This is a genomic window from Methylocaldum sp. RMAD-M (assembly GCF_017832375.1).
In the GTDB taxonomy this organism is placed as follows: Bacteria; Pseudomonadota; Gammaproteobacteria; order Methylococcales; family Methylococcaceae; genus Methylocaldum.
This window is the reverse complement of sequence record NZ_JAFIBZ010000001.1, coordinates 143,290-165,492: the sequence shown is the minus strand read 5'-3', so window position 1 is coordinate 165,492 and position 22,203 is coordinate 143,290. Positions and strand designations below refer to the sequence as shown.

The window sequence follows — 22,203 nt, the reverse complement described above, 5'->3', positions numbered from 1 at the left end:
GACCGTCGTTTGCGCCCTTCCTTGGCATGCAGCCCCGCAAACTTGGAGTCCTTCTGAATGTTACGAGTTCCTAAATCTTTGCCAAACCTCGGTCCGTCAACTTGGATCTGCGGCTCAGGTCCAGATTACGCTTGAGAACCCCGGTCGGCAAGATTCGATAATCAGTCACATCGTTCGCGGTGTGGGCATAAGACTGGCCGGAACTCCCGAACTAGAGAACGTCTGCCTGAAAGGTGGAGGTCGTAGGTCCGCAATCCTTTGCCGACGAACGCACTCGCCGACCCTCTGCGCCGGGAAAGGATTCCCGGCCTACCGAGCGACGCCGGTTCGTAGGTCGGCAATCCTTTGCCGACAAACGGGATCGACGCGCAAGACGGTGGCTCACAAGCAGCCGCCACCAAACGCTCTAGCGGAAGAACTCCTCCAACCGCTCGAACACTTCGTGATCCGCGCCATGACGCCGTACGCTCAGGACATCTTCCAGCTTTTCCAATTGCTTGACCATCTGCGCGAGGCGCGCGTCTTCATTGACCAGCAGCCAGATTCGGCTGGTCGCGCCGGCACCCACCGGCATGCAGAGGATGCCCTCGACATTGTAGGCGCGGCGCGAAAACAGGCCGACCACGTGGGACATGACGCCGGGATGGTTGACGACGTCGAGCTCCAGCACGGTCCGCGCCGACGTCCGTTGTTCGAATAAAGACTGTCCGTCCATGATTCAGCCTCCGATCATCTCTATGTTGGCAGCACCGGGCGGCACCATGGGCAATACCTGATCCTCGACGTCGATCCCGGCGTGGATCAGGCATGGGCCGCGAGTGGTCAGCGCTTGGTGCAGGACCTCCTTCGGGTTCTCCGCCGTATCGAGATCGACGGCGCGCAGGCCGAAGCCTTCGGCGATCCGGACGAAATCCGGCGCGGCACGAAACCGCGACGCATAGATGCGCTTGCCATAAAACAGCGTCTGCTGCTGGTGCACCAAACCGAGAGCGTTGTTGTTCATCAGCACCACCTTGATGTTGACGTCCTCCTCGGCGGCGGTCGCCAGCTCCTGCACGTTCATCAGAATGCTGCCGTCGCCGGAGAAACAGACCACGGCCGCGTCCGGCTCGGCGAGCGCCGCGCCGATCGCGGCCGGGAGGCCGAAGCCCATGGTGCCCAGGCCGCCCGAGGTCAGCCAGCGGCGCGGGCGGCGCAGAGGATAGCTTTGTGCCACCCACATCTGGTGCTGGCCGACGTCGGTTGTGACAATCGCCTCGTCGTCGAGGTTCTCGGCCACGGCGCGTATCAAGCCGTAATGGGTTCGCGGGTCGGCTATGCCGGGCGTGACGAGGGGAAACATCCGCTTCAATTCGGCGACGCGGGCCAGCCACGAGTCGCGGTTTTGCGCCGGCACTCTCGGCAGCAGTTCTTGCAACACGGCCGCCGCGTCGCCCCGGATGCCGACGTGGGCCGTCTTGATCTTGTTCAGCTCGGCCGAATCGATGTCGATGTGAATGACCTTCGCGTGCGGACAGAACGCCGCGACCTTGCCCGTCGCCCGGTCGTCGAAACGGGCACCGACGGCGATCAGCAGATCGCATTCGTCCAGCGCCAGGTTAGTACAGCGCGCCCCATGCATACCGAGCATGCCCAGCGACAGCGGATGGTCCACCGGCAATGCGCCCAACGCCATCAAAGTCATCACGGTCGGCAGCGACGATTTTTCGGCCAGGGCCGACGCCGTTTCCGACGCCCCCGCGTGCATGATGCCCCCGCCGAGGTACAGAATCGGCCGCTCCGCCGCCTCGATCAGATCCGCCGCCCGCTGGACGAGCGCGATATCGACCGGCGGAGCCGGGTCCGGCGCGCCGGGTTCGGGCCATGCGTTCACGTCGATCGACTCCGTCTGCACGTCTTTGGGAATATCGATCAACACCGGCCCCGGACGTCCCGAAGCCGCGATGCGGAAGGCGTTCGGTATCACCTCGAGCAGTTCCGCCGCCGAGTCCACCAGAAAATTGTGCTTGGTGATCGGAATCGTCAGGCCGTAGGTGTCGACCTCCTGAAAGGCGTCGGTGCCGATCATCCCGCGCGGCACCTGGCCGGTGATCGCCACCAGCGGGATCGAGTCGAGCTTGGCATCGGCGATAGCGGTCAGCAGATTGGTCGCTCCGGGTCCGGACGAGGCCATGCACACCGCGGGAACGCCGGTAACCCTCGCCATGCCTTGGGCAATGAAGCCCGCGCCCTGTTCGTGCCGGGCGAGGACGTGGCGGATTTGCGCGGATTTCGACAAGGCATCGTAGATCGGCAGATTCGCGCCGCCCGGAATGCCGGCAACGACGCGCACGCCCTGCCGCTCGAGGAGGCGAACGGTGAGTTGGGCGCCGGATAGTATCGTCATGGGGTTCTCCTTGGTAGAGCCGGAGTCCGGCGGAGGCCCCAAAAAAGAAACCCCCGTCGGCTTGCGCCGGCGGGGGTTGTTGAATCAGGTCGTTTACTTACTCATCTCCAACCCACGACGGCGCGCGCATCACCACTTGCACGACGACGACCACCACGAGGGCGACGATGCGACGAATGGCGAAGTGACGGAGATTCATGGATCGGATCGGGTACGAGTAAATATTCAGAGCGTGTCGAAAGGTTATTCTGGCTCAGCGAGGCCTTTTCGCGCAAGCCGTTGTTACAATTTCACTGCCACAATGTGACCGCTTCGGTATAACGGCAAACAAAAGTGAGCGGAAATCACCAAACCGGAACCCGAGAGTTTGGTTTTTACGCCTAAGCAATGAACGGTCGTTTTTACGATAATCGCGTTTCCCGTTCGACGGAACGCATTCAAGCCTAAGCTTAACGAGGAGGGGATCATGAAATTTTCCGATACCATCGGCATCGGCCTGCTGGCCTCGCTGCTGATCGGCACGCAACCGGCACTTGCCGCCGAAACGACGGGCCATGTTCACACCGAAGCGGGGCATTATCCCAAGGACACGGCTGCCGCCCAGGCTGTCTACGTCGATAGCGAACCGCCCCTGTGGGACAACCTCGGCACGCTGAGCTACAAGATCACCACGAGCAACACCCGCGCCCAGCAATATTTCGATCAGGGTTTGAGACTCGCCTATGCCTTCAACCATCTGGAGGCGCAACGGGCCTTCCGCATGGCGCAGAAACTCGATCCCCAGTGCGCCATGTGTTTCTGGGGCGAAGCCTTGGTGTTGGGACCGAATATCAATGCGCCGATGGAGCCTTCCGCGGTCGGCCCGGCCTGGGCCGCGATCGAGCGGGCGAAAGCCCTTGCCAAGCACGCGAGCCCCAAGGAGCAAGCCTTGATCGAGGCGCTCGCGAAACGCTACGACAAGAATCCGAAGACCGACCGGAAGCGCCTGGACCAAGCCTACGCCACGGCGATGGGCAAACTCGCCCAGCGTTTCCCCGAGGATGACGAGATCGCCGCGTTGTACGCGGAAAGCCTGATGGATCTCGCGCCCTGGGACTACTGGGCTGACCAAGGCCGCAAACCCAAGGGGCGCACGGCGGAAATCGTAGAGGTCCTGGAGCGAGTGCTGGCGAACAACCCCGACCATCCCGGCGCGGTTCATTATTACATCCACATGATGGAGGCTTCCGACCGGCCCGAACGGGCGGAACCTTATGCGAAACGCCTCGCCGGTCTGATGCCGGGCGCGGGACATCTGGTCCACATGCCGGGACACCTTTACTACCGGCTGGGCCGCTATCGGGACGCTCTCGAAGCCAATCGCGCCGCCATCGAAGTCGACGAGGCCTATTTGAAGGAGACCGGCGCAAAGGGCATCTACGCGCAAGGCTATTATCCGCACAACGTTCATTTCCTGATGGTTTCGGCGCAGATGGCGGGCGACGGCAAAACCGCTCTCGCGGCGGCGGAGAAACTCGCCGGCGTGCTGTCCGACGAGACGGTCCGTGCGGTGCCGTGGGTACAACCGGTCAAGGCCGCGCCATACTTCGCCCACGCCCAGTTCAGTCCGCCCGAAACGGTCCTGAAAATGGCCGATCCGGGCTCGGAGTTCCCGTACGTACAAGCCATGTGGCGCTATACCCGTGGCGTTGCGGCGGCGGCCAAGGGAGCGCCGCAGGACGCACGGCTCGAACTCGACGCCTTGACCGGGATCGCCAAAACGGCGGATTTTTCCGGATTGACGGAAGCCGGCGTCCCGGCGGCGGACATCGTTCGGATTGCCCAGGACGTGCTTTCGGCGCGCATCGCCCAGGCCGAAGGCGATCTCGGAAACGCCGTCGCCGCCTTCGAGAGGGCGGCGGCGCTTCAGGAAAAGCTGACCTACATGGAACCGCCCTACTGGTACTACCCGGTACGCCGTTCGGTAGGCGCGCTGCGGTTTCTCCAGGGCGATCTGGCGGGGGCGGAGCGGGAGCTCGATATTTCGCTCCGAGAAGCGCCGAATGACGCCTGGGCGCTCTGGGCACTGACCGAGGTGTATCGAAAGCAGGGCAAGGACAGCGCCGCAGCGGATGCGGAACGGCGATTGACCAAAACCCGTGCCGATAACGGCGAACCCATCGGGATGGACCGGCTTTGACCGCCCCATGGGCTGGCGGAATTCCAGTCGAAAAAATGCTTCGAAACGATGATGCCGTTCTATGAGGAAGATCTCGCCTATGTTCATCACGTCGGCTTCCCCGATCTGGTGGATGCCGCCGGCGATGAGTTGCTGGCGCTGTTCCGCGCCACGGGTCTCGATTCCGGCCTGATAATCGATCTGGGTTGCGGAAGCGGAACCTGGGCGAGGAAACTGCTGGAGCACGGATATTCGGTTTTGGGCGTCGATGTTTCCGCGCCGATGATCGAACTGGCCCGGCGTACAGCGCCCGAAGCACAGTTTCAAACCGCATCGCTGTACGATGTGGACTTCCGCCCTTGCGCCGCGGTCACGGCCCTGGGCGAAGCCCTGAACTATTGTGCCGACGGAGCGCCGTCGGAAGCGCGCCTTGACCGCTTGTTCCGGAACATCGCTTCCTGTCTGCCGAAAGGCGGCGTTTTCGCATTCGACATCCTTGTCCGCTCGGACGGCGAACCCATGCACTATCGCTCCTGGCGCAAAGGGCCGGATTGGGCGGTGTTGGTGGAAGTATCCGAACAGCCGCAAGAAAACCTGTTGATTCGGGACATTACCGTGTTCAGGAAAGGCGGCCACGGCTACCGCCGTTCCGAGGAGCGGCACCGGATCGGCGTTTTGGACGGCGCCCAAATCGAACGTCTTCTCGCCGGCGCCGGTTTCGAGGTGACCGTCTCACCCCATTACGGCCGCCATCCTCTGGCTCAACGACGCTTGGCATACATCGCCTACAAGAGATCGGATGAAGGACTGCGTCCTGAAGGATAGGCACGAGAACCGAAGAAACCAAGGTATCTTCAAGCACGCAGCGACCGTTTGTGCGGCCGGCAAATGATGCTGATTTGGCGGCCCAGACGAAGTCCAATAATCCATGGTCCGCTGAACGTAGTCCATAGATTACAAATATCGGGAAATATTCCCGCAAAAGCATGAATCTCGCAGTTTGTCCCGAATATCCCTGGTGTATTTGTCGATTGCCATCGAATAATTACGTTGTATGCCTTAAGCCTTGCGGGATTTCACAGGACAGACGATTAATGTCAAATAAGACAACAGATTATGATGATGTCATGCGCATTGAATTGTGGCATTTAACCTGCTCCCCACATAATGCGGTTTGTCGCGCATTGATATCCGCCATGGGCGCCCGGATACCTACGCATTAACGATACATTTGTTAATGCACTGATACTCGCTGCCTCTTTCCCGTGACATGCCTGTAAATTGGCATGTGTTCCCAGGTAAATTACGCTTTGCTTCCACCGTTCCCCGGTATTTTCAAATTACAGCTTGTTAGTCTCGGAATACCCCTGCTCACTGGCACGGTATCTGCTTTAGCAGCTTGACTTGCCCGATAAGAACGCCAGTTTTCGAGCCTTATTGTCATTGTCATTTCGGCGGTTCTTATCAGCGACGACTGGCGGTTGGGCGCATGCCTGTCCGTTGGCCCAGGATGATATCGGTCTCAGGGACGAGACGCCTTCGCCACCTCCGCCGCGAGGCGGACTCGGAAAGCCGCGGGTCTTGGTATTCAAGACGGCCGGGCCGCCTCTCCTGTGAGAGTTATTCAAGGGCTATGGATTTCTCGAGCCTGCCGCACAACCTCTCGATGTTTCAAATCACAGGAAAAAATCCATGCAAAAATTTGGGGTCAAGAAAATGCAGATCCGACAGACCATTCTCGCAGCGGCTGCCCTGATCATGGCCAATTCGGCCGATGCCGGTGTGTTGCACGGGGGAACTTTTAGCGTTACCTATGACAACCCGAACAACCTGTTGGAAGGACTAACCATCGGTCCTGGCGGGTTAACCGAATATTATGTCGCGAACTTCTTTCCCAAGGCGGTGGCCGATACTTACTCGACCATTGCGGATATCATAACGGTGCCCACCAACACCTACCCCGCGCCGTCAACGCTCGAATACGTCGTCAATCCCGCCGATCTGACCGGCACCGGAATTCCAACGGGCGCCGGCGGCCGCGCCAACAAGCCCACCACGTCGACCTGGGACGCCAGTCAGGATGCTTTGGTCGACTCGTCCGCCTTTATCGCCAACGGCCAGATCGGGTTGAACGGTGTCGTGATGACCCGTGGCAGTTTCACGGGTACATTGACGTCCGGAGATTACACCTTCGAATACAACGCGAATCGAAATGACGGCGTCAACAGCGGCTGGACCTTGTGGAACAACACGAGCTTCAGAACGTCCACTTACGATGCCCGCAACATCAGCGTTACCACCAATGGCGATGAATTGCTCATGACCGGGGAACTCTGGTGGTCACCCAATATGACCGCTTTCCTGTTCGGCGGCGACGGCTCGAACTCCGCCGGTAAAGCCGCTACCTTCACTCTGGTTTCGCCTGCCGTGGTTCCGGTGCCGGCAGCGGTCTGGCTGTTCGGCAGCGGCTTGTTAAGCCTGCTGGCCGGCGCCCGCCGAAAGTCGGTCCAGGCGGCTTTATCCGCTTGATCGCCGAATAGAGGCCGTCGACCCGGGCTGCCGAGCCGCCCGGGGAGCCGTCTATCGCGTTTATCCGGCCAATCGGCCGGATAAACGCTCCCACCTTCGACCTGTTACGGACTTATCCTCATGACTACACGCCACCGACTCTCGCGATTCGGCAAAACTCTTGCACCCTGTTTGACATTTCTAGCCGCATGGTTGGCATTCCTTCCGGCAACGGCGACCGCCGCCACCGTTTCCGGCGGCGCATTGATCATGAACCTGGACCGGGATGCGCTGGCCGCCGCTGTCTCCTTGGACGCGACCGATGCGCCTTCCATATATCTGGAGGAATTTTTCGATGCACAAGCCGCGGCGGTGCGCAACAACGCGCAAATTTTGGAAGATCATATTGTGCCGGGCGTCGGCGAAATCCCGGCCACGGGTCTCGAATTCGCCGTCAACGGCGCTACCGTCGACGTCCCGGTCGGCCGGAGAACCAAGCCGACCACGTTGACGTTCGATCCGGGCGATTTCGCGGGCAGCGTCACCGGCGCGATCGGTCTTGGCGGCGTCAGCCGTTTCCGGATCGATACCGGATCGCCGAGCAACCGCATCGTCTCCGGAGACTACACGTTGGAATTCGATGCGGCCAACATCGATGCCGATACCGGCCAATCGGGCTGGACGCTCTATAACCATTATTCTTTCCGATCGGAATCCTTCAACTTGTTCAACGTGGCGATGGGGCTCGACCCGAATTCGTTCACCCTGTCGGGCGAACTCGGGGTGGGGCCGGGATGGGAGCATTTTGGCGGCACCGTGGGCGCGATCGTCGGCGATTTCAGTTTTCAAACCACCGTCGTACCGGTTCCGGCCGCGGTGTGGCTGTTCGTATCGGGTCTCGCCGGATTCGGCCTGTTCGGCAGATCCCGGAGTTACCGCGCATGATACGGTCCGGTTTACGCAATCCACATCCGGGACGGCATGCCGCGGTGTGGTCCGGATGGATACTGGCGTTCGCATGCGCCGACGCCGCAGCGACGCATTCCGCTTTTGGTCCTTACATCAGCATCCAGGTCAACGTCGACGCGGCCGGTCAAAACATTACCGGCGATGCGGCCAACGAGCCCACCATGGCCATCAATCCGCTGGATCCCGGCAACATCGTCATCGCCTGGCGTCAGTTCGACTCCGTGCAGTCCTCCTTTCGCCAAGGCGGCTGGGCGCATAGCCAGGATGGCGGTTCCAGCTGGACCTTTCCGGGATCGTTGACGCCTGGACAGGGCCGGAGCAATCCGGTCATCGATGTGGATGCTCAGGGGAACTTTTACTTTCAGAGTCTGCGTTTCGACGAGCAAGGCATCTATATCGAAGACATTCAAGTCATCAAGTCGACCGACGGCGGGCGCAGTTGGCAAGAACCGGTATTCGCCCACGGACGAGGCGGCGACAAAGGCCAGATCGCGGTAGACCGTAGCGGCGGAATCGGCGATGGCCATGTCTACGTCAACTGGCGCGAAACCGGCGATGACTACTGTTTCACCCGTTCCATCGACGGCGGAGCGAGCTTCGAGCTGCCGGTGGGAATTCCCGGTAACCCGAGTTTCGGCACCATGGCGGTGGGGCCGGAAGGCGAGTTGTATATCGCCGGACGGCTCGAGCCCAGTGAATGGGACGAAGAGACCCAGAATCGAAACCACTACCAGCACATTTTCTCGAAGTCCTTGGACGCGCGAGATCCGGATTCGATACCCACCTTTACGACGCAGATCCTGGATATCGGCGGTCCCGCGCCTTTATTCAATTTTCGAAACAATCCGAATCGGTACGGTCCCATAGGCGACGTTCAAGTCGACGTCGACCGATCCAACGGGCCGTTGCGCGGCAAGGTCTATGTGCTGGCGACGGTGGATCCGCCCGGCGAAGACAATCTGGACATCAAATTCGTCCGAAGCAGCGACGGCGGCGAGACCTGGTCGGCGCCGATCAGGGTCAACGACGACGAACCCAATAAAGATTCGTGGCAATGGTTCGGCATGATGGGGGTAGCTCCGAACTCGCGCATCGATGCCGTTTGGTACGACACGCGCGATAGCGGCAGCTATAACGTCTCGCGGTTGTATTACGCGTATTCATGGGACGGCGGCGCAACGTGGAGCAAAAACGTTCCGGTCAGCCAGCCTTTCGATACCACGATCGGCTATCCGCACGCTTCCCAAAAGATGGGGGACTATTCGACCCTGGTTTCCAGGAGGGACGGCGCAAGCGTTGCCTATACCGCAACCTTCAACGGCGAGCAGGACGTGTACTATCTGAACGTGTTTCCGGACTGCAACGAAAACGGCGTGTCGGACGTTCTGGATATCGAACAAGGCCGGGCCGGTGACGCCGATGCCGATCATATTCCCGATTCGTGCGAAACGACCCCGCTGGCCGGCGATCTGGACGGCGACGGGGATATCGATCGCCTGGATATCGACCTGATCCTCGCCGTGCGGAATCAATCCGCGTCCGGTCCGGACGATCCCCGCGATATCGACAAGAACGGTACGATCGACGCGCTCGATGCCCGCAAGCTGACCTTGTCGTGTACCCGTCCTCGGTGCGCAGCCGAGTGAAGCATGGATACCTCGCCCTATCCATCGACGGAAACTCGGAAAACCCGGTTTCTGCCCATGGTTCGCGTCGTCGACGAGCGATCGTTCGTCCTGAACTTGGCCAAGAACCGGATCGGAGTTTCCCGAAATCTTTCCCTCAAGGAACTCGTTAACAGGAAACTATCAAGATGCTCGACCGTTACTGTAAGCCTTTAATAGCTGCGCTGTTGCTGTCCGCATCGGGACTCGCCGAGTCCGCGATCACACTGGGGGTCATGCCGGTGGGCCGAACCGGGTGGTCGGTCGCGGTCGGCATCACGATATCCGGACTAGGCGCCGGCGAAGCGCCCTCGCTAGGCAGCTACGATCTGGATCTCAATTTCGATAGCAGCCATTTGGAATATGTCGGTACCAGTTTCGGCGATCCGGTGCTAGGGGACGAACTGGATGTTCTCGATTTCGGGGCAAACGTCACTTCGGTCGGGTCAAGCGGTAGCGGGGTGCTGAACCTGTTCGAACTGTCCTTTGATTCGCCGGAGGACTTGAATACCCAGCAGGCCGACAGTTTTACCCTGGCGGTAGTTAATTTTAATTTCCGGCAAGCCGGCAGCAGCCCATTGAGACTGGTCGTCAACGCACTCGGCGACGCGGACGGAAATGCGTTGACGGCCAGTGTCTCGTCCGCGACGGTTTCCCCGGTTCCGCTGCCTTCCGCGTTATGGCTGATGGCCATCGGTTTGGCCGCGGTTTTTCGCGGCCGGGCGCATACAACGAATTGATCGGCTCTCAGCACCGAAGGTAGGTGTTTATTAACCCGGCCTATAAATATAGGCCGGGTTAATCCGGGGCAGGGATGCCCCGGCGCGGCGACAAGCCGCGTGAGCCCAGGCCGGGCGTGTACCGGCTTGGGCGGCGGCCCGAAATACCAGGAGGGTATTTACGGGCCTGATCAATAAAGGACTGCACGGTTTGTTTCCGAGCCAGCCGGGCAACCCTGAATCTGCGCGCCCGCCGGTAGCCGAATCGGCACCGGGCGTCACAGATGGACCTGGAGAACAGGCTGGACAAGAACTACCGGGAACCTGGCTCCGGAGCGGATGCGCGGGGCATGAATCCCGTAGCCGGCGTGCGCCTGGAGTTATGAGCGGCCGGCCTGACGGCGAGAACGCCGGAATTCCCCGCCCAAAGGCGGATAGGGAAATCCGGCGTCTTCGTGACCGCTCCCGCGGAGATGCGTCGGCAGCCTGCAAGCACGTTTCGCCGGGATATTATCGGCGAAGCTCCGCCATACCGAGTTCGCTCGGCTCACGCCGGAGAAACGAATCGCAGGGCTATGGTCACCAGCCGAGCTGAAGCTCGGGCGGATGTCCGGCGTCCATCAGGGATGCGCCGCCGTCGGCGAAAAGTATTTGGCCTGTAATCCAGCCGGCGTCCTCCGAGCAGAGCAAAGCCACGGCATTGCCGATGTCGGCCGGCGTGCCGAGCCGGCCCATGGGGGTCCAGCCGCGGGTATGCCAGCGCCGGATGGCGTCCTGTGCCGGTTCGGGCAGGCTGTTCAGCACGCTGTCCTCGATCCAGCCGGGACTGACCGCATTCACCGTGATGCCTCGCTTGGCCAAAGCCACGGCAAAGTAGCGGACGAGCGACTCCAGCGCCGCCTTGGCCGAACCCATGGCAACCCAGGGTTGCAGGCTCCCGGTGCGGCCACCGGGCGAGTGGGTTATGGCGACGATTCGGCCGCCGTCGCGCATGAGCTGCACTGCCTGCCGCACTGCGACGAGAAAGGCTTTGACCTGGGAATCGAAGGCCGAATCCCACTGTACGGGAGTGATTTCGAGGGGCGGATAGAAGAATTCGGCGGCTTCGGGCCGGGCGTTGGCTACAAATATGTCGAGCCCCTCGAATCGCTCGCCGACTTCATCGAACATCCGGGCGATTTCGGCCGGGTTCGAAATGTCTGCCTGGACGATGAATCCGTCCGCGCCACGCAGGCGTACTTCGGCCAGGGTGTCATCGGCAGCCTTCCGGTTGCGGTAATAATGAATGGCGACATCGGCGCCCTGAGCGGCGAGTTTGAGAGCGATACCCTTCCCGATGCCACGGGAACTGCCCGTAATCAGGGCTTTTTTGCGATAAGACATGGTGACCTCCGAACGATAGAGACTGCGGGTCGCTCTAAAAGCACTGTTTAGAGCTCTTAGAGCTTTCCGCCGCGGTTTGAATTCTGAGGATCGTTTTTCTATTATTCAAATCGATTGTTATGATTGAAAACATCAACGAAATCGATTTTAGAAAGGCGGACCTGAACCTGCTGCCGGTATTCAGCGCTCTCCTGAAGGAACGGAGCGTGACGCGGGCGGCCGGCCGCCTATATCTCGGCCAGCCTGCGGTGAGCGCGGCGCTGATGAGACTACGGGAAATGTTCAAGGACGAGCTTTTCCTGAGAACGGCGAAAGGCATGGAGCCGACTGCCAGGGCCTTGGAACTTGCGGAACAGCTCGGTCCGGCGCTCGAAATCATCCATCGGGAAATGTACGGGACTCCGCGCTTCGATCCGGCCACCGCCGAGCGCAGCTTCCGCCTCGGCATGCCGGATAGCATCGAGGTGGCGCTCTCCCCGAGCCTGATCGAGCGCATCCAGCGCGAGGCGCCCGGTGTGCGTGTCGCGATCCGTCTCGCGGGGCATGAACAGGGAGCGAAACTACTGGACAACCAGGAAATAGACCTCGGCGTCTCGCGATTCACGGACGTGGCGAGCTGGCACCGCCAGGAGAACCTTTACCGGGAAGGCTATGTGTGCCTGTTCGACGGCGCGCGGCTGGGCATACCCTCGCCCATCGGCCTGGAAGACTATCTCGCCCTGCCCCATCTCCTGATGTCCTTCTCCGGAGGCTTCGAAGGCGTCGTGGACGAAGCGCTCGCGCGCCGAAATTTGCGACGGCGGGTTTTACTTTCAACCACGCGCTTCTCCGCCCTGCCCTTCATCCTCAAGGAGGCCGACGCCATCGCCACCCTGCCGGCGTCCATGGCGCGGCGCTGCGCAGAAGCGTTCAAGCTCACCCTGAGCCCCGCGCCGATCGAGATCGAGATCTTCACGGTTTCGATGCTCTGGCACGCCCGCCACGACCGGGACCCCGGCCACATCTGGCTGCGCGAGGCGGTGAAAAGCATCGTGCGGGTCGAGGCGAATCCGTCGATAGACGACACCCATCGAGTTCAGGGCACGTAAAGCCGGTTTGAGAACCAACACCGACGCTCCCCTATGCAGTGAATAGATATTGTTGGTTTTTACCCAGGAGAAAACCCATGCGGACCGAATTCGAGCATGGCGTGATCCGCGATTGGTCGGAGCACGACAAGGCCGATCTCGTGGCGCTTGCCAATAATCGCAAGATATGGCGGAATCTGACCGACCGATTCCCCCATCCCTACACGGAAAGAGACGCGAACTGGTGGATAGCTCATGTCGCCGGGATGCCCGTCCGCACCTCATGGGCCGTCGAAGTGGACAGCCGCGCCATCGGCGGAATCGGCATCGACCCGCGGGAGGGCATTTATGCCAAATCCGCCGAATTCGGCTATTGGCTCGGCGAGCCGTATTGGGGACGAGGGATTGCTACGGCCGCGGCCCGCGCGCTCGTGCCGGAAATTATGTCGCGATTCGGCCTGATTCGCCTGGAAGCCCGCGTGTTTGCGTGGAATCCGGCCTCCATGCGGGTGCTGGAGAAAGCCGGGTTCAAACGGGAAGGGGTAATGCGGCGTGCCGCCTTCAAGGACGGCGTCCTTATCGACCAGGTCCTCTACGCCTATGTCGAGGAAAACATCGACGTATAATCGGCCTGCCGTTTCCTTCTCCCGAATCCATCATGCTCAAACCGAACCAAGACATGAACCTGAACCCAAGACGTCTTCTTCTCGCGACCGCCGCCATCTTCGTATTCGCATTGCTCTGGAACGGTCTGGTCCACATGGTGATTCTCCGCGACGCCGATGCCGCGTTGGCCGGTATCGCCAGGCCGGAGGCGGAAAGGAGCTTGTGGCTGTCGCTGCTGCTCACGGCCGGCATCGCATTGCTCTTCGTCCTGAGCTACATTCGCTGCGCACGGAACGGCGGCATCAAGGAAGGGCTGGTTCACGGCCTGTCCTTCGCCGTTCTCGCGGGACTCTTGGTGGATCTGAATCAATACCTGCTGTACCCCGTTCCGGGAAGCCTGGCGGCACAATGGTTTCTGTTCGGCGTGGTCGAGTTCGCCGTTTACGGGATTCTGGCCGGCTGGCTTTACCCGAAAACATCGTAGGCTGCCCACGGGTTTCCTCACTTCCGAAGCGTCTGGCCGCCAGCTCCAGCTTCATGGGTATACAAATCACCCCTGAAACGTCGACCGCTGCGGATTGCCCATTCATCCATCGATTCGAGCAAACGGCCCGCCGCCTCTTCGGACAGCTCATGCGCGATGAACCTGCCGGTAAGAGCATTTTCATACCTACTGTACGGGAACTCGCGAGTAGGTCGGGAATCCCTTCCCGACGGTGAAGTTGGGCTAACGGGTTCGTCGGCAAAGGATTGCCGACCTACGAATGCTTGAAGCAATTCACCCGAGCCGAAGGCGCCAACGACTTCCGCCAAGCCTGTTTTGCCGTACGAGCGAGATGAAAACGCTCAAGCTCGCGAAGAAGTGCGCTGAGCTGATAAACGGCGCATCCTTCAGAGTCGCAGCTCTAATTTCCATCTACCTTTGCCCTTCAGCCAAAAGCGGCTCATTTTTTCGCTTCCACCTGGAGCCGCACCATGGCGACATGGACCCGTCCCGCGGTGTCGGGAGGATTTCCGGCCAGGTAGCGCTCGGCGACAACGTCGATGAAGAGCCCCCGCCGCTCCGCCGGGACTCTCGACGTGTAGGGATGCCAGGCGGTGCGCAGCCAACCGATGAAGGCTTCGCGGTCGGCGTGCGCCATGTCCTTGTCGGTCAGCCGGACCCGCTCGGCGTCGAGCCCCGCCTCCCCTAGCCAGCGGCGATAGCTCTCCGCGTCGTGGAACCCGAATGTCGGCTCGAACCGTTCGAAATTCTCCCGCCACACGGGATCGTCCGCCACGGCCTCGAACGCCGCGATCAGCGCGGCGGCAGAGCCCCGGCCGCCCATCTCCATCCGGCAGCGGCCGCCCGGCTTCAGCGCACGGGCGATGCCGGCCAATACCGGCTCATGATCCCGGACCCAGTGCAAAGCGGCATTGGAATAGACCACGGTGAATTCCTCGTCGAAAGGCAGCGTCCGGGCATCCGCCTGCCGGAACTCGAGGTTAGGGTAATCCGACGCCGGAAACCGTCTTGCTGCATAGCCGATCATGTCTTCCGAAAGATCGACGCCGACCACGCCGCCGAACGGCACCCGCTGCGCCAATTCCGCCGTGATACGGCCGTCGCCGCAGCCGATGTCCAGCACCCGGTCGTCCGGGCGCAGGTTCAGGCCGCTCAACAGTTCGCGCGCCCAAGCTTCCTGACCGGCCGAATGGCGGGCATAGTCTTCCGGGTTCCAGCGATACATCGTTTTTCTCCTCGTAATGAACAGGTGTGAGCAAGAATGCCGAAAGAACGCATGGAGGAAAAACGATGTTTGGCGATGTCGCCATCGCGTCTCGCGATGGCCCGAATCAAACCGCCCCGCCGGCGAGATGATCCGGTCGCGGATACCGCCTTGGAAATCAAGCCGCGGGCCGAGCGGCCTAATGTCGCGAAGGGATTCGCGACCTAGAGCGACACGGTCGTAGATCGGCAACCCTTTGCCGACTGAGCTGTGTCGGAAAGGAATTTCCGACCTATGGCAGCTGTGGCGCCGCACAGAACCGTAGATGCCACAGCGGCACGATCGTAGGTCGGCAATCCTTTGCCGACTGAGCTGTGTCCGAAAGGAATTTCCGACCTGCGGCAGCCGGCCGCACCATAGGACCGTGGATGCTCTAAGCCGCTCCTCCGGCGAGATGATCCAGCAGCAGCCTTGCCGCAGCGGACAATCCCTCCAGTGATCGGACGCAGAGATGAAGCCGGCGCTTTGCCCAGTCATCGTTCAAAACGACCGGCACCAGTCCCAGCGATGCGGTATAAGGCGTCGTGGCGGCCCGCGGCACCACGCCGATGCCGAGCCCCGCCGCCACCATGGCGCAGACGGCGTCGAAGCTGGTAACCCGTATCTTGAGATTGAGCGGCCGGCCCGCATCGGCGGCGGCGCGGAGTAGCCGGTAGTGCAGCGAGCTGTCGCTGTGGAGCCCGACGAAATCCGAGTCCAGCGTCTCGCAAAAATCGACGCGCTCGCGCGAAGCCAGCGGATGGTCCGGCTGAACGATCAGGACCAGTTCGTCTTCGCGGAACGGAATCATCATGAGCCCGTCCTCGGCGGCTATCTCGCTCACGATGCCCAAATCGGCAAGATTGTCGGCTACGGCCCGGACGACGACGCCGCTCACGTGCTCTTCCAGGTGTACCTGAATCTCCGGATGGGCCGACAGAAACGAGGCGAGCGCCGAAGGCAGGAATTCCACGATGGCCGAGATGTTGGCGAATACCCGCACCTGCCCTCGAACTCCCGCCGAATAGCCGCGCAGCTCCCGGTCCAGTTGCCCGGCCTGATGCAGGACGGCGCGGGCGCGTACGAGCAATGCAAGGCCGGCCGGCGTCGGCGCGACGCCCTTGCTGCTCCGCACCAGCAGCGCCGTACCGTACCCCGCTTCGAGATCCGACAGCCGCTTGCTGACGGCCGAAGCGACCGTATGACAGTGCTCGGCCGCCTTGGCGATACTGCCGGCCTCGGCCACGGCGACAAACAGTTCGAGATCGCGTAGATCAAAATGCATGGATTGGTCCCGTCAACGATAACGCCGTTGCGTTAAGCCGCCACGACGCAACCGGGCTTAACTTGACGGGCTTATTGTATCGGCGTCACCCCTTCCTTCGTCACGAACTCGATGCCGGAATACCGGCATTCTCCCTCCCGGCCCTGGAGCAAGCTCAGCGCGATCAGCCACACCCGCACGATTCGGGCCGGCGGCGGGCCGCCGATGAAGTCCAGGTAATCGCGGTAAACGTCCCGTTCCTCGCTGAACCATTCGCCCAGCCCCTCGGAGCCGGAGCGGATCACCACGTGGGTTTCGCGCGCGGTCCAGGTGGGAATCGGGCAGCGGTAGGCGGTGCCCACGGGCAGCTCGGCGCTCCAGTAATAGGTGATGTCCTGGCCGTTGTCGAATTCCACGGCGATGCTCTGGTAGTCATGGGTCGGAAACGTGTCCTCGCGCACCTCCGAGGGCAGGCGATCCATGCGCCAGGCCCAGCGCAAGCGCGTGTTCGGCTCGAATGGCAGGGAAACGTCCTTCTGCAACAAACCCACATCGCGATGGGTGTGGCAGCAGATGGCCGGTTCCTTTTCCGGAGTCCGGCAGGATCGGTAGATTTCCGCAGGCCCCACGAACCACAGATAGTTCCAACCTGGCGGCGGGACGACCGGATCGGTCAAACGGTCGATTTCGGACGCGACTAGGCCGTCCACGTCGCCGAGCGCCGCCAGCCTTTTCAGCCCTTCGATCGGTTCGACCCGCCAGCGTACGATCAAGGCCGCCAGGCAACCGCTCGCCTGCTCGTAGACTTCGTCCGGCGTCGCCAACTCGCCGGTTCGGGTGGCCCATTCGCCGGGAAAATAGCTGGCGAGATACAGCCGATCCGGCTTTTCTACGGCGAAGGTATTGCTCGCTCGGGTGCCGCGGAAGATTTCGCCGTCCGGACCGATTCGGCACCATAGCTGGAAATCGGCGCCGAACCAGAGATCGGTGCCCTTGAGGCAGGTCTTGCCCACGGCAAAGGTGGTCACCCGCTCGCCCGCGGACAAGTCGATGCCGGTATCCAGCCAGGGTTTTCGATCCGAGGGAATATCGATGAAGGCGTAATCGATCATATTGTCCTTTGAGAGCTGGCTCAGCAAAGCCTCGAAGCGCGCTTGAAAGTCCGTGCGTGTCAATGTGTCGTTCATGGAAATCCTCCCGGAAAAGTTCTGGAAAACGCCGGTTCCGGTTCATTATGATGGACGGCGTATCACTATGGATTGCCGAGCCGCCAGACCGTCTCCGCCTATGGCCGGCGCTCGGGATTGTACTCACGTCTCGCCGACAGGACTTGCATAAACTGGCTATGCGCGCGCTTTATCCCGGGACTTCGCAGCTTTACATGGGACACGGACGGGTACTCTATTGCGGTCCGATCCAGCATCTGGAAACCCACGTCTATGGCGCCAACGTGCTGCACGTGGGCATCTATCGCCCGTTTCGGATCAGGCTGGCAGACGGCGAATGGCGGAGTTGCCGTTGCGCGGTGGTGCCCGCGGGGATTCGGCATGCCCTGGATATGGCCGGCGGCGTGCACGGAAAGCTGTTCGTGGAGCGAAACGGCCCCGACGCGACAGGATTCCGGAAGCGTTTTCCGTATTCGGAAACGACAGTAAGGTTTTTCGAGGATGCGGAAACGATCGAATGCTTTCGCTGGGTCCACGAGGAAGACCCGAACCGTATCGCCGTCGAACAGCGCCTGGATCGGCTGCTGAATACCCGCGATCAGCCGCCGATCGAGTTGGATGAACGCATTCGGCAGGTCATCGAGCGAATTTGCCGCGAGCCGGACCGGAATTTCTCGCAAGAGGAGTTGGCGAAGCTGGTCGACCTTTCACCCTCCCGCTTCCTTCATCTGTTCCGCCAGTGCACCGGCCTGCCTTACCGTCGATTCCGTCTGTGGAAGCGGATGGTGTCGGCCTTGGAACTGCTGCATGCCAGCGACACTCTGACCCGCGCCGCGCTGGACGCGGGTTTCGCCGACGCGACGCATTTCAGCCACAGCTTTCGCGATACCTTCGGCGTGAACCCCGCGCCCGTTTTCAGGAATATCGGCCGCTTCGAAGTGAGCCCCGAAATGGTGGATAAACGATAAGCGTCTTCGTCGGCAAGGGATTGCCGACCTACAACCGTGTCGCCCCGTAGGTCGGGAATCCTTTCCCGACGCCACCTGCCGACCGAGCGTCTTCGTCGGCAAAGGGTTGCCGACCTACAACCGTGCCGCCCGGTAGGTCGGGAATCCTTTCCCGACGCCGCATCCCGACCGAGCGTCTTCGTCGGCAAGGGATTGCCGACCTACAACCGTGCCGCCCGGTAGGTCGGGAATCCTTTCCCGACGCCGCATCCCGACCGAGCGTCTTCGTCGGCAAAGGGTTGCCAACCTACGAAGGTTTGAGTCGATCTATCCTGACTGTAGGCGCCAACGACTTCCGCCGGGCACGTTTCAGTCGTCGAAATCCGTTCCGGAATCCCAGCCGGCAAGCCCCTCATCCAGAAACCGGAAAATGGCCGGATTCCCGCAACCCGCGGCATTGAAGCGCAGCCAGGGCGAGGCTTCCTGCTGAGGTCTGAACAGAGCGCCCGGTGCCAGCATGATGCCCTGCTTGGCCGCCGCCGCGGCCAGCGACGTGGCATTCTCGGACGCATCGCGGCGAGCCCAGATGAACAGTCCGTCCTCCGCGTCCTGGTAAATTTCCAGCCCGCTGCTTTCGAGGTTTCTGACCGCCTCGCCGCGCGCCTTGCGGAGGCGTGAGCGCAGTTTTTCCAGGTGTTTCCGGTAATAGCCATCGGTAAGGAGTTCGTAGACCAGCCGCTCGTCGATTTCCGAGGTGGTCAGGCTGGTCAGGAGCTTGAGATCGGTGAGGCTCTCGGCGATTTCATACTTGCAGGCCAGGAAGCCGACCCGGAGACTTGCGGAAACGGTTTTCGAAAAACTGCTGACGAACAGCACCCGCTCCAGCTGATCGAGCGTCGCAAGGCGCGTCGCCTGTCCGGTCAACAAATCGCCGTAGATATCGTCCTCCACGATCATCAGATCGTAGCGCTCGGCCAGTTGCAAAACCCGGTAGGCCACCGCCTGGGTAATGCTGACGCCGGTCGGGTTGTGGAGCAGCGTGTTGGTGAAAAACACCTTGGGCCGGTGCTCCTCGATGAGGCTTTCCATCGCGGCGGTATCCGGCCCCTGAGTAGTCCAGGGTACGCCGACCAGCCGCGCCCCCGAAAGCTTCAGGTAACCGAACAGGGTGTAATAGCCGGGATCGTCCACCAGCACGGCGTCGCCCGGTTTGACGAACAGCCGGCTGATCAGGTCCAGGGCATGAGTGGCCCCGCGGGTGGTGACGATCTGCCGGGGAGAGCAGCCGATGCCCTGATCGTCGAGCCGCCGCGCCAGCAGGGACCGCAGCGGTTCGTAGCCGGCCGGCAGACCGTATCCGGTCAGATAGGTGCCGCTCTTGCGGGCGAGGGTGCGGAGGCTGCGCTGAATGCCCTCGCCGTCCATCCATTCGCCGGGCAGCCAGCCGGCGCCGGGCATGGCGATGTGCGGCTGTTCCTGCAAGGCGTTGCGGAGCAGCCAGAGCACGTCCATGGCCCGCTCGAGCCGGCAGGACTGATTCACCGCAGCGCCGGATTCCGAGCGTTGAGCCACGTAAAAACCCGACCCCTGCCGGGATTTCAGATAGCCCATCGCCACCAGCCGGTCGAAGGCCTGGACCACGGTGAACTTGCTGACCCGGTGCTCGTTCGCGAAATGCCGGATCGACGGCAGGCGCGCGCCGGGCCGCAAGGCGCGCTCGTCGACGCGCTGCTTGATGCCCGCCACGATCTGTTCGATCAAGGGCCGGCTGTCGTGGGGATCGAGGTTGAGGGAATTCATGATTGTTATGGCTCCGCGACCGGTACAGGATGGCCGAACGGATCGTCAACTGTATCTGTATTGTCCGCCGGCGGCAATTTATTGTACGGCCACCACGCTACGAAAACACGCTCGGGGAATCGGTTGTCATGCAGTCGAACACGTCGAAGATACGCCGCGGTTGGCTTCTCGCTATTTTGGGAATTGCCGGCTTCAGTCTGACCTTGCCCGCAACGCGCGTCGCCGTCCTGCATCTCGATCCCTGGTTCGTTGCCTTTGGACGCGGCGTACTTGCGTCTGGACTGGCGGCAATCGCTTTGCTGGTCACCCGGCAACCTTGGCCGAAGCGTCATCAGCTTCGAGGCTTAGCCTTGGTCGCATTGGGGGTCATCATCGGCTTCCCGGTGCTTTCGGCCTGGGCCATGTGCGAACTGCCGGCGTCCCACGGCGGCATCGCGCTTTCGGTCACGCCCTTGGCCACGGCCTGTTTCGGCGCGTGGTTGGCGGGCGAGCGGCTGCCCGGACGCTTTTGGATCGCGGCGCTGATCGGTGCGGCCGCGGTGCTCGCGTTCGCCTTCGAAGCCGGGGGCGGCAGCCTTCGCTCGGGCGATCTCTGGCTGTTCGCGGCGTCTTTGCTGGCCGCGCTCGGTTATGCCGAGGGCGCCAGGCTGACCCGCATTCTGGGGGGCTGGCAGGTGATCAGCTGGGCCCTGGTGCTGTCGGTGCCTTGGTTGCTGGGACCGCTGTGCTGGATCATGGCGCATACCGATCTCTCGGCGCCGTTCGACGCTTGGGCCGGGTTCGCTTATGTCGCCGTGGTCAGCCAGTTCCTGGCATTCATATTGTGGTATCGCGGTCTGGCCGTGGGCGGTATCGCAAAGATCGGCCAGATACAACTGCTGCAGCCGTTCCTGACCTTGGGCGCCTCCGCGTTATGGCTGGGGGAGGCGTTGAGCGGTTCGCTGCTCGGCGTGGCTGCCGTCGTAGTGACAAGCCTTTGGGTCAGTCAGCACTCTCCGATGCGGCAGTCGGCGGAAATCAAGCGCGAAGGCCGCCGAATTCGCCATTCAATGACATTACGGACCGAGAAAAATCAAATCTTAATGAGGAACGATCATGAAGCTTTATGACATGGAATTATCGGGTAACTGCTACAAGATAAGGCTGTTTTGTTCATTGTCAGGGGTGAACTACGAATCCATACCCGTCGACCTGATGAAGGGGGAACACAAGCAGGCGGCCTTCCTGGCCTTGAATCCGCGCGGCCAGGTTCCGGTGCTGGACGATGCCGGCACCGTCGTATGGGACTCCATGGCGATTCTGGTGTACCTGGCCAGAAAATACGGGGGCGAACGGTGGCTCCCTACCGAGGCGGAAACGATGGCCAGGGTCATGCAGTGGCTGGCCTTGTCGGAAAACGAAATCCTGTACGGGCTTGCACGGGCGCGCGCGGCAGTCAGATTCAACCTCCTCTGGAATCTGGCGCAATGTCAGGAACTGGGACGGAGCGGATTGGGCGTCATGGAGAATCATCTCGAAAAAAATCGATGGCTCGCCGCCGACCACCCAACCATTGCGGATATCGCCTGTTATCCGTACGTCGCTCTCGCTCCGGAAGGCGGCGTCGTAATGGACGAATTTCCGCACATCGGGCAATGGATCGCACGCATCCGGTCCTTGCCCGGTTACGTGGGCATGTCCGGTCTCTGATAGTCCATTCGGCATTTGAATGAACATTTATTGTGGTGGCTTAGCGGAACGTAACCCACCGACTCAAGGTGGCTTGGTCGAGCCGTTACGCCGGGAAAGGATTCCCGGCCTATTAAACCAATATTTTTC

19 protein-coding genes and 1 riboswitch are annotated in these 22,203 nt (G+C 61.3%); of the genes, 12 read left to right on the top strand and 7 right to left on the bottom strand.

What is annotated here, in order from left to right; all coding sequences use genetic code 11:
* Nucleotides 1–406: 406 nt before the first annotated feature.
* Both ilvN and ilvB read right to left on the bottom strand, forming a co-directional pair.
* Nucleotides 407–715, bottom strand: a complete 309-nt coding sequence (gene ilvN, locus JOD69_RS00700; RefSeq protein WP_077732769.1) for an acetolactate synthase small subunit — start codon at nt 713–715, stop codon at nt 407–409.
* Between the two features lie 3 nt (nt 716–718).
* On the bottom strand, nt 719–2,386 hold the full coding sequence (gene ilvB / locus JOD69_RS00695; RefSeq protein ID WP_210023728.1) for an acetolactate synthase large subunit: 1,668 nt from the start codon (nt 2,384–2,386) through the stop codon (nt 719–721).
* Nucleotides 2,387–2,852: 466 nt separating this feature from the next.
* Between ilvB and JOD69_RS00690 the strand changes: the two genes are divergently transcribed.
* The 6 genes from JOD69_RS00690 to JOD69_RS00665 all read left to right on the top strand — a co-directional run bounded on the left by JOD69_RS00690 (nt 2,853) and on the right by JOD69_RS00665 (nt 10,425).
* Nucleotides 2,853–4,565 (top strand): hypothetical protein, encoded by a 1,713-nt coding sequence (locus tag JOD69_RS00690; RefSeq protein ID WP_210023727.1) that lies wholly within the window; start codon nt 2,853–2,855, stop codon nt 4,563–4,565.
* Nucleotides 4,566–4,613: 48 nt separating this feature from the next.
* Nucleotides 4,614–5,369: a class I SAM-dependent methyltransferase gene (locus tag JOD69_RS00685; protein WP_210023726.1), complete on the top strand. Its 756-nt coding sequence runs from the start codon at nt 4,614–4,616 to the stop codon at nt 5,367–5,369.
* Nucleotides 5,370–6,075: 706 nt separating this feature from the next.
* Nucleotides 6,076–6,154, top strand: a riboswitch (cyclic di-GMP riboswitch).
* Between the two features lie 82 nt (nt 6,155–6,236).
* The gene (locus tag JOD69_RS00680) at nt 6,237–7,073 is read left to right on the top strand and encodes a hypothetical protein (protein ID WP_210023725.1); all 837 of its coding nucleotides are present in this window, start codon (nt 6,237–6,239) and stop codon (nt 7,071–7,073) included.
* A 120-nt stretch (nt 7,074–7,193) separates the two neighbouring features.
* Nucleotides 7,194–7,997 carry a VPLPA-CTERM sorting domain-containing protein gene (locus tag JOD69_RS00675; protein WP_156880807.1) on the top strand — a complete coding sequence of 268 codons (804 nt, stop codon included), beginning with the start codon at nt 7,194–7,196 and terminating at the stop codon, nt 7,995–7,997.
* Nucleotides 7,994–9,667, top strand: coding sequence for a sialidase family protein (locus tag JOD69_RS00670; RefSeq protein WP_156880806.1), 1,674 nt, complete (start codon nt 7,994–7,996; stop codon nt 9,665–9,667). The genes JOD69_RS00675 and JOD69_RS00670 overlap by 4 nt, the downstream gene beginning before the upstream one ends.
* A 167-nt stretch (nt 9,668–9,834) precedes the next feature.
* Complete coding sequence (locus JOD69_RS00665) at nt 9,835–10,425, top strand: hypothetical protein (RefSeq protein WP_210023724.1); 591 nt, start codon at nt 9,835–9,837, stop codon at nt 10,423–10,425.
* A 558-nt stretch (nt 10,426–10,983) separates the two neighbouring features.
* Here the strand turns inward: JOD69_RS00665 and JOD69_RS00660 are convergent.
* Nucleotides 10,984–11,787: an SDR family oxidoreductase gene (locus tag JOD69_RS00660; RefSeq protein WP_210023723.1), complete on the bottom strand. Its 804-nt coding sequence runs from the start codon at nt 11,785–11,787 to the stop codon at nt 10,984–10,986.
* Nucleotides 11,788–11,906: 119 nt separating this feature from the next.
* On the opposite strand from JOD69_RS00660, the gene JOD69_RS00655 reads away from it, so the two are divergent.
* The 3 genes from JOD69_RS00655 to JOD69_RS00645 all read left to right on the top strand — a co-directional run bounded on the left by JOD69_RS00655 (nt 11,907) and on the right by JOD69_RS00645 (nt 13,944).
* Complete coding sequence (locus tag JOD69_RS00655) at nt 11,907–12,875, top strand: LysR family transcriptional regulator (RefSeq protein ID WP_210023722.1); 969 nt, start codon at nt 11,907–11,909, stop codon at nt 12,873–12,875.
* Between the two features lie 77 nt (nt 12,876–12,952).
* Nucleotides 12,953–13,480, top strand: a complete 528-nt coding sequence (locus JOD69_RS00650; protein ID WP_086133624.1) for a GNAT family protein — start codon at nt 12,953–12,955, stop codon at nt 13,478–13,480.
* Nucleotides 13,481–13,512: 32 nt separating this feature from the next.
* Nucleotides 13,513–13,944, top strand: coding sequence for a hypothetical protein (locus tag JOD69_RS00645; RefSeq protein ID WP_086133625.1), 432 nt, complete (start codon nt 13,513–13,515; stop codon nt 13,942–13,944).
* A 460-nt stretch (nt 13,945–14,404) separates the two neighbouring features.
* Here JOD69_RS00645 and JOD69_RS00640 read toward each other — a convergent pair whose 3' ends face one another.
* From JOD69_RS00640 to JOD69_RS00630, 3 genes are all read right to left on the bottom strand, one after another.
* Nucleotides 14,405–15,190, bottom strand: coding sequence for a class I SAM-dependent methyltransferase (locus JOD69_RS00640; protein WP_086133626.1), 786 nt, complete (start codon nt 15,188–15,190; stop codon nt 14,405–14,407).
* Nucleotides 15,191–15,602: 412 nt separating this feature from the next.
* The gene (locus tag JOD69_RS00635) at nt 15,603–16,493 is read right to left on the bottom strand and encodes a LysR substrate-binding domain-containing protein (protein ID WP_077732801.1); all 891 of its coding nucleotides are present in this window, start codon (nt 16,491–16,493) and stop codon (nt 15,603–15,605) included.
* Nucleotides 16,494–16,564: 71 nt separating this feature from the next.
* Nucleotides 16,565–17,659 (bottom strand): DUF3047 domain-containing protein, encoded by a 1,095-nt coding sequence (locus tag JOD69_RS00630; RefSeq protein WP_086133627.1) that lies wholly within the window; start codon nt 17,657–17,659, stop codon nt 16,565–16,567.
* A gap of 50 nt (nt 17,660–17,709) precedes the next feature.
* On the opposite strand from JOD69_RS00630, the gene JOD69_RS00625 reads away from it, so the two are divergent.
* Nucleotides 17,710–18,606 (top strand): AraC family transcriptional regulator, encoded by an 897-nt coding sequence (locus tag JOD69_RS00625; protein WP_210023721.1) that lies wholly within the window; start codon nt 17,710–17,712, stop codon nt 18,604–18,606.
* A 348-nt stretch (nt 18,607–18,954) separates the two neighbouring features.
* Here the strand turns inward: JOD69_RS00625 and JOD69_RS00620 are convergent, their stop codons facing one another.
* Nucleotides 18,955–20,385, bottom strand: coding sequence for a PLP-dependent aminotransferase family protein (locus JOD69_RS00620; RefSeq protein ID WP_086133629.1), 1,431 nt, complete (start codon nt 20,383–20,385; stop codon nt 18,955–18,957).
* Between the two features lie 128 nt (nt 20,386–20,513).
* Between JOD69_RS00620 and JOD69_RS00615 the strand changes: the two genes are divergently transcribed.
* Together JOD69_RS00615 and JOD69_RS00610 are read left to right on the top strand one after the other, a co-directional pair.
* Nucleotides 20,514–21,494, top strand: a complete 981-nt coding sequence (locus JOD69_RS00615) for a DMT family transporter (protein ID WP_086133630.1) — start codon at nt 20,514–20,516, stop codon at nt 21,492–21,494.
* Nucleotides 21,481–22,074, top strand: a complete 594-nt coding sequence (locus JOD69_RS00610; protein ID WP_156880800.1) for a glutathione S-transferase family protein — start codon at nt 21,481–21,483, stop codon at nt 22,072–22,074. The genes JOD69_RS00615 and JOD69_RS00610 overlap by 14 nt, the downstream gene beginning before the upstream one ends.
* Nucleotides 22,075–22,203: the final 129 nt, after the last annotated feature.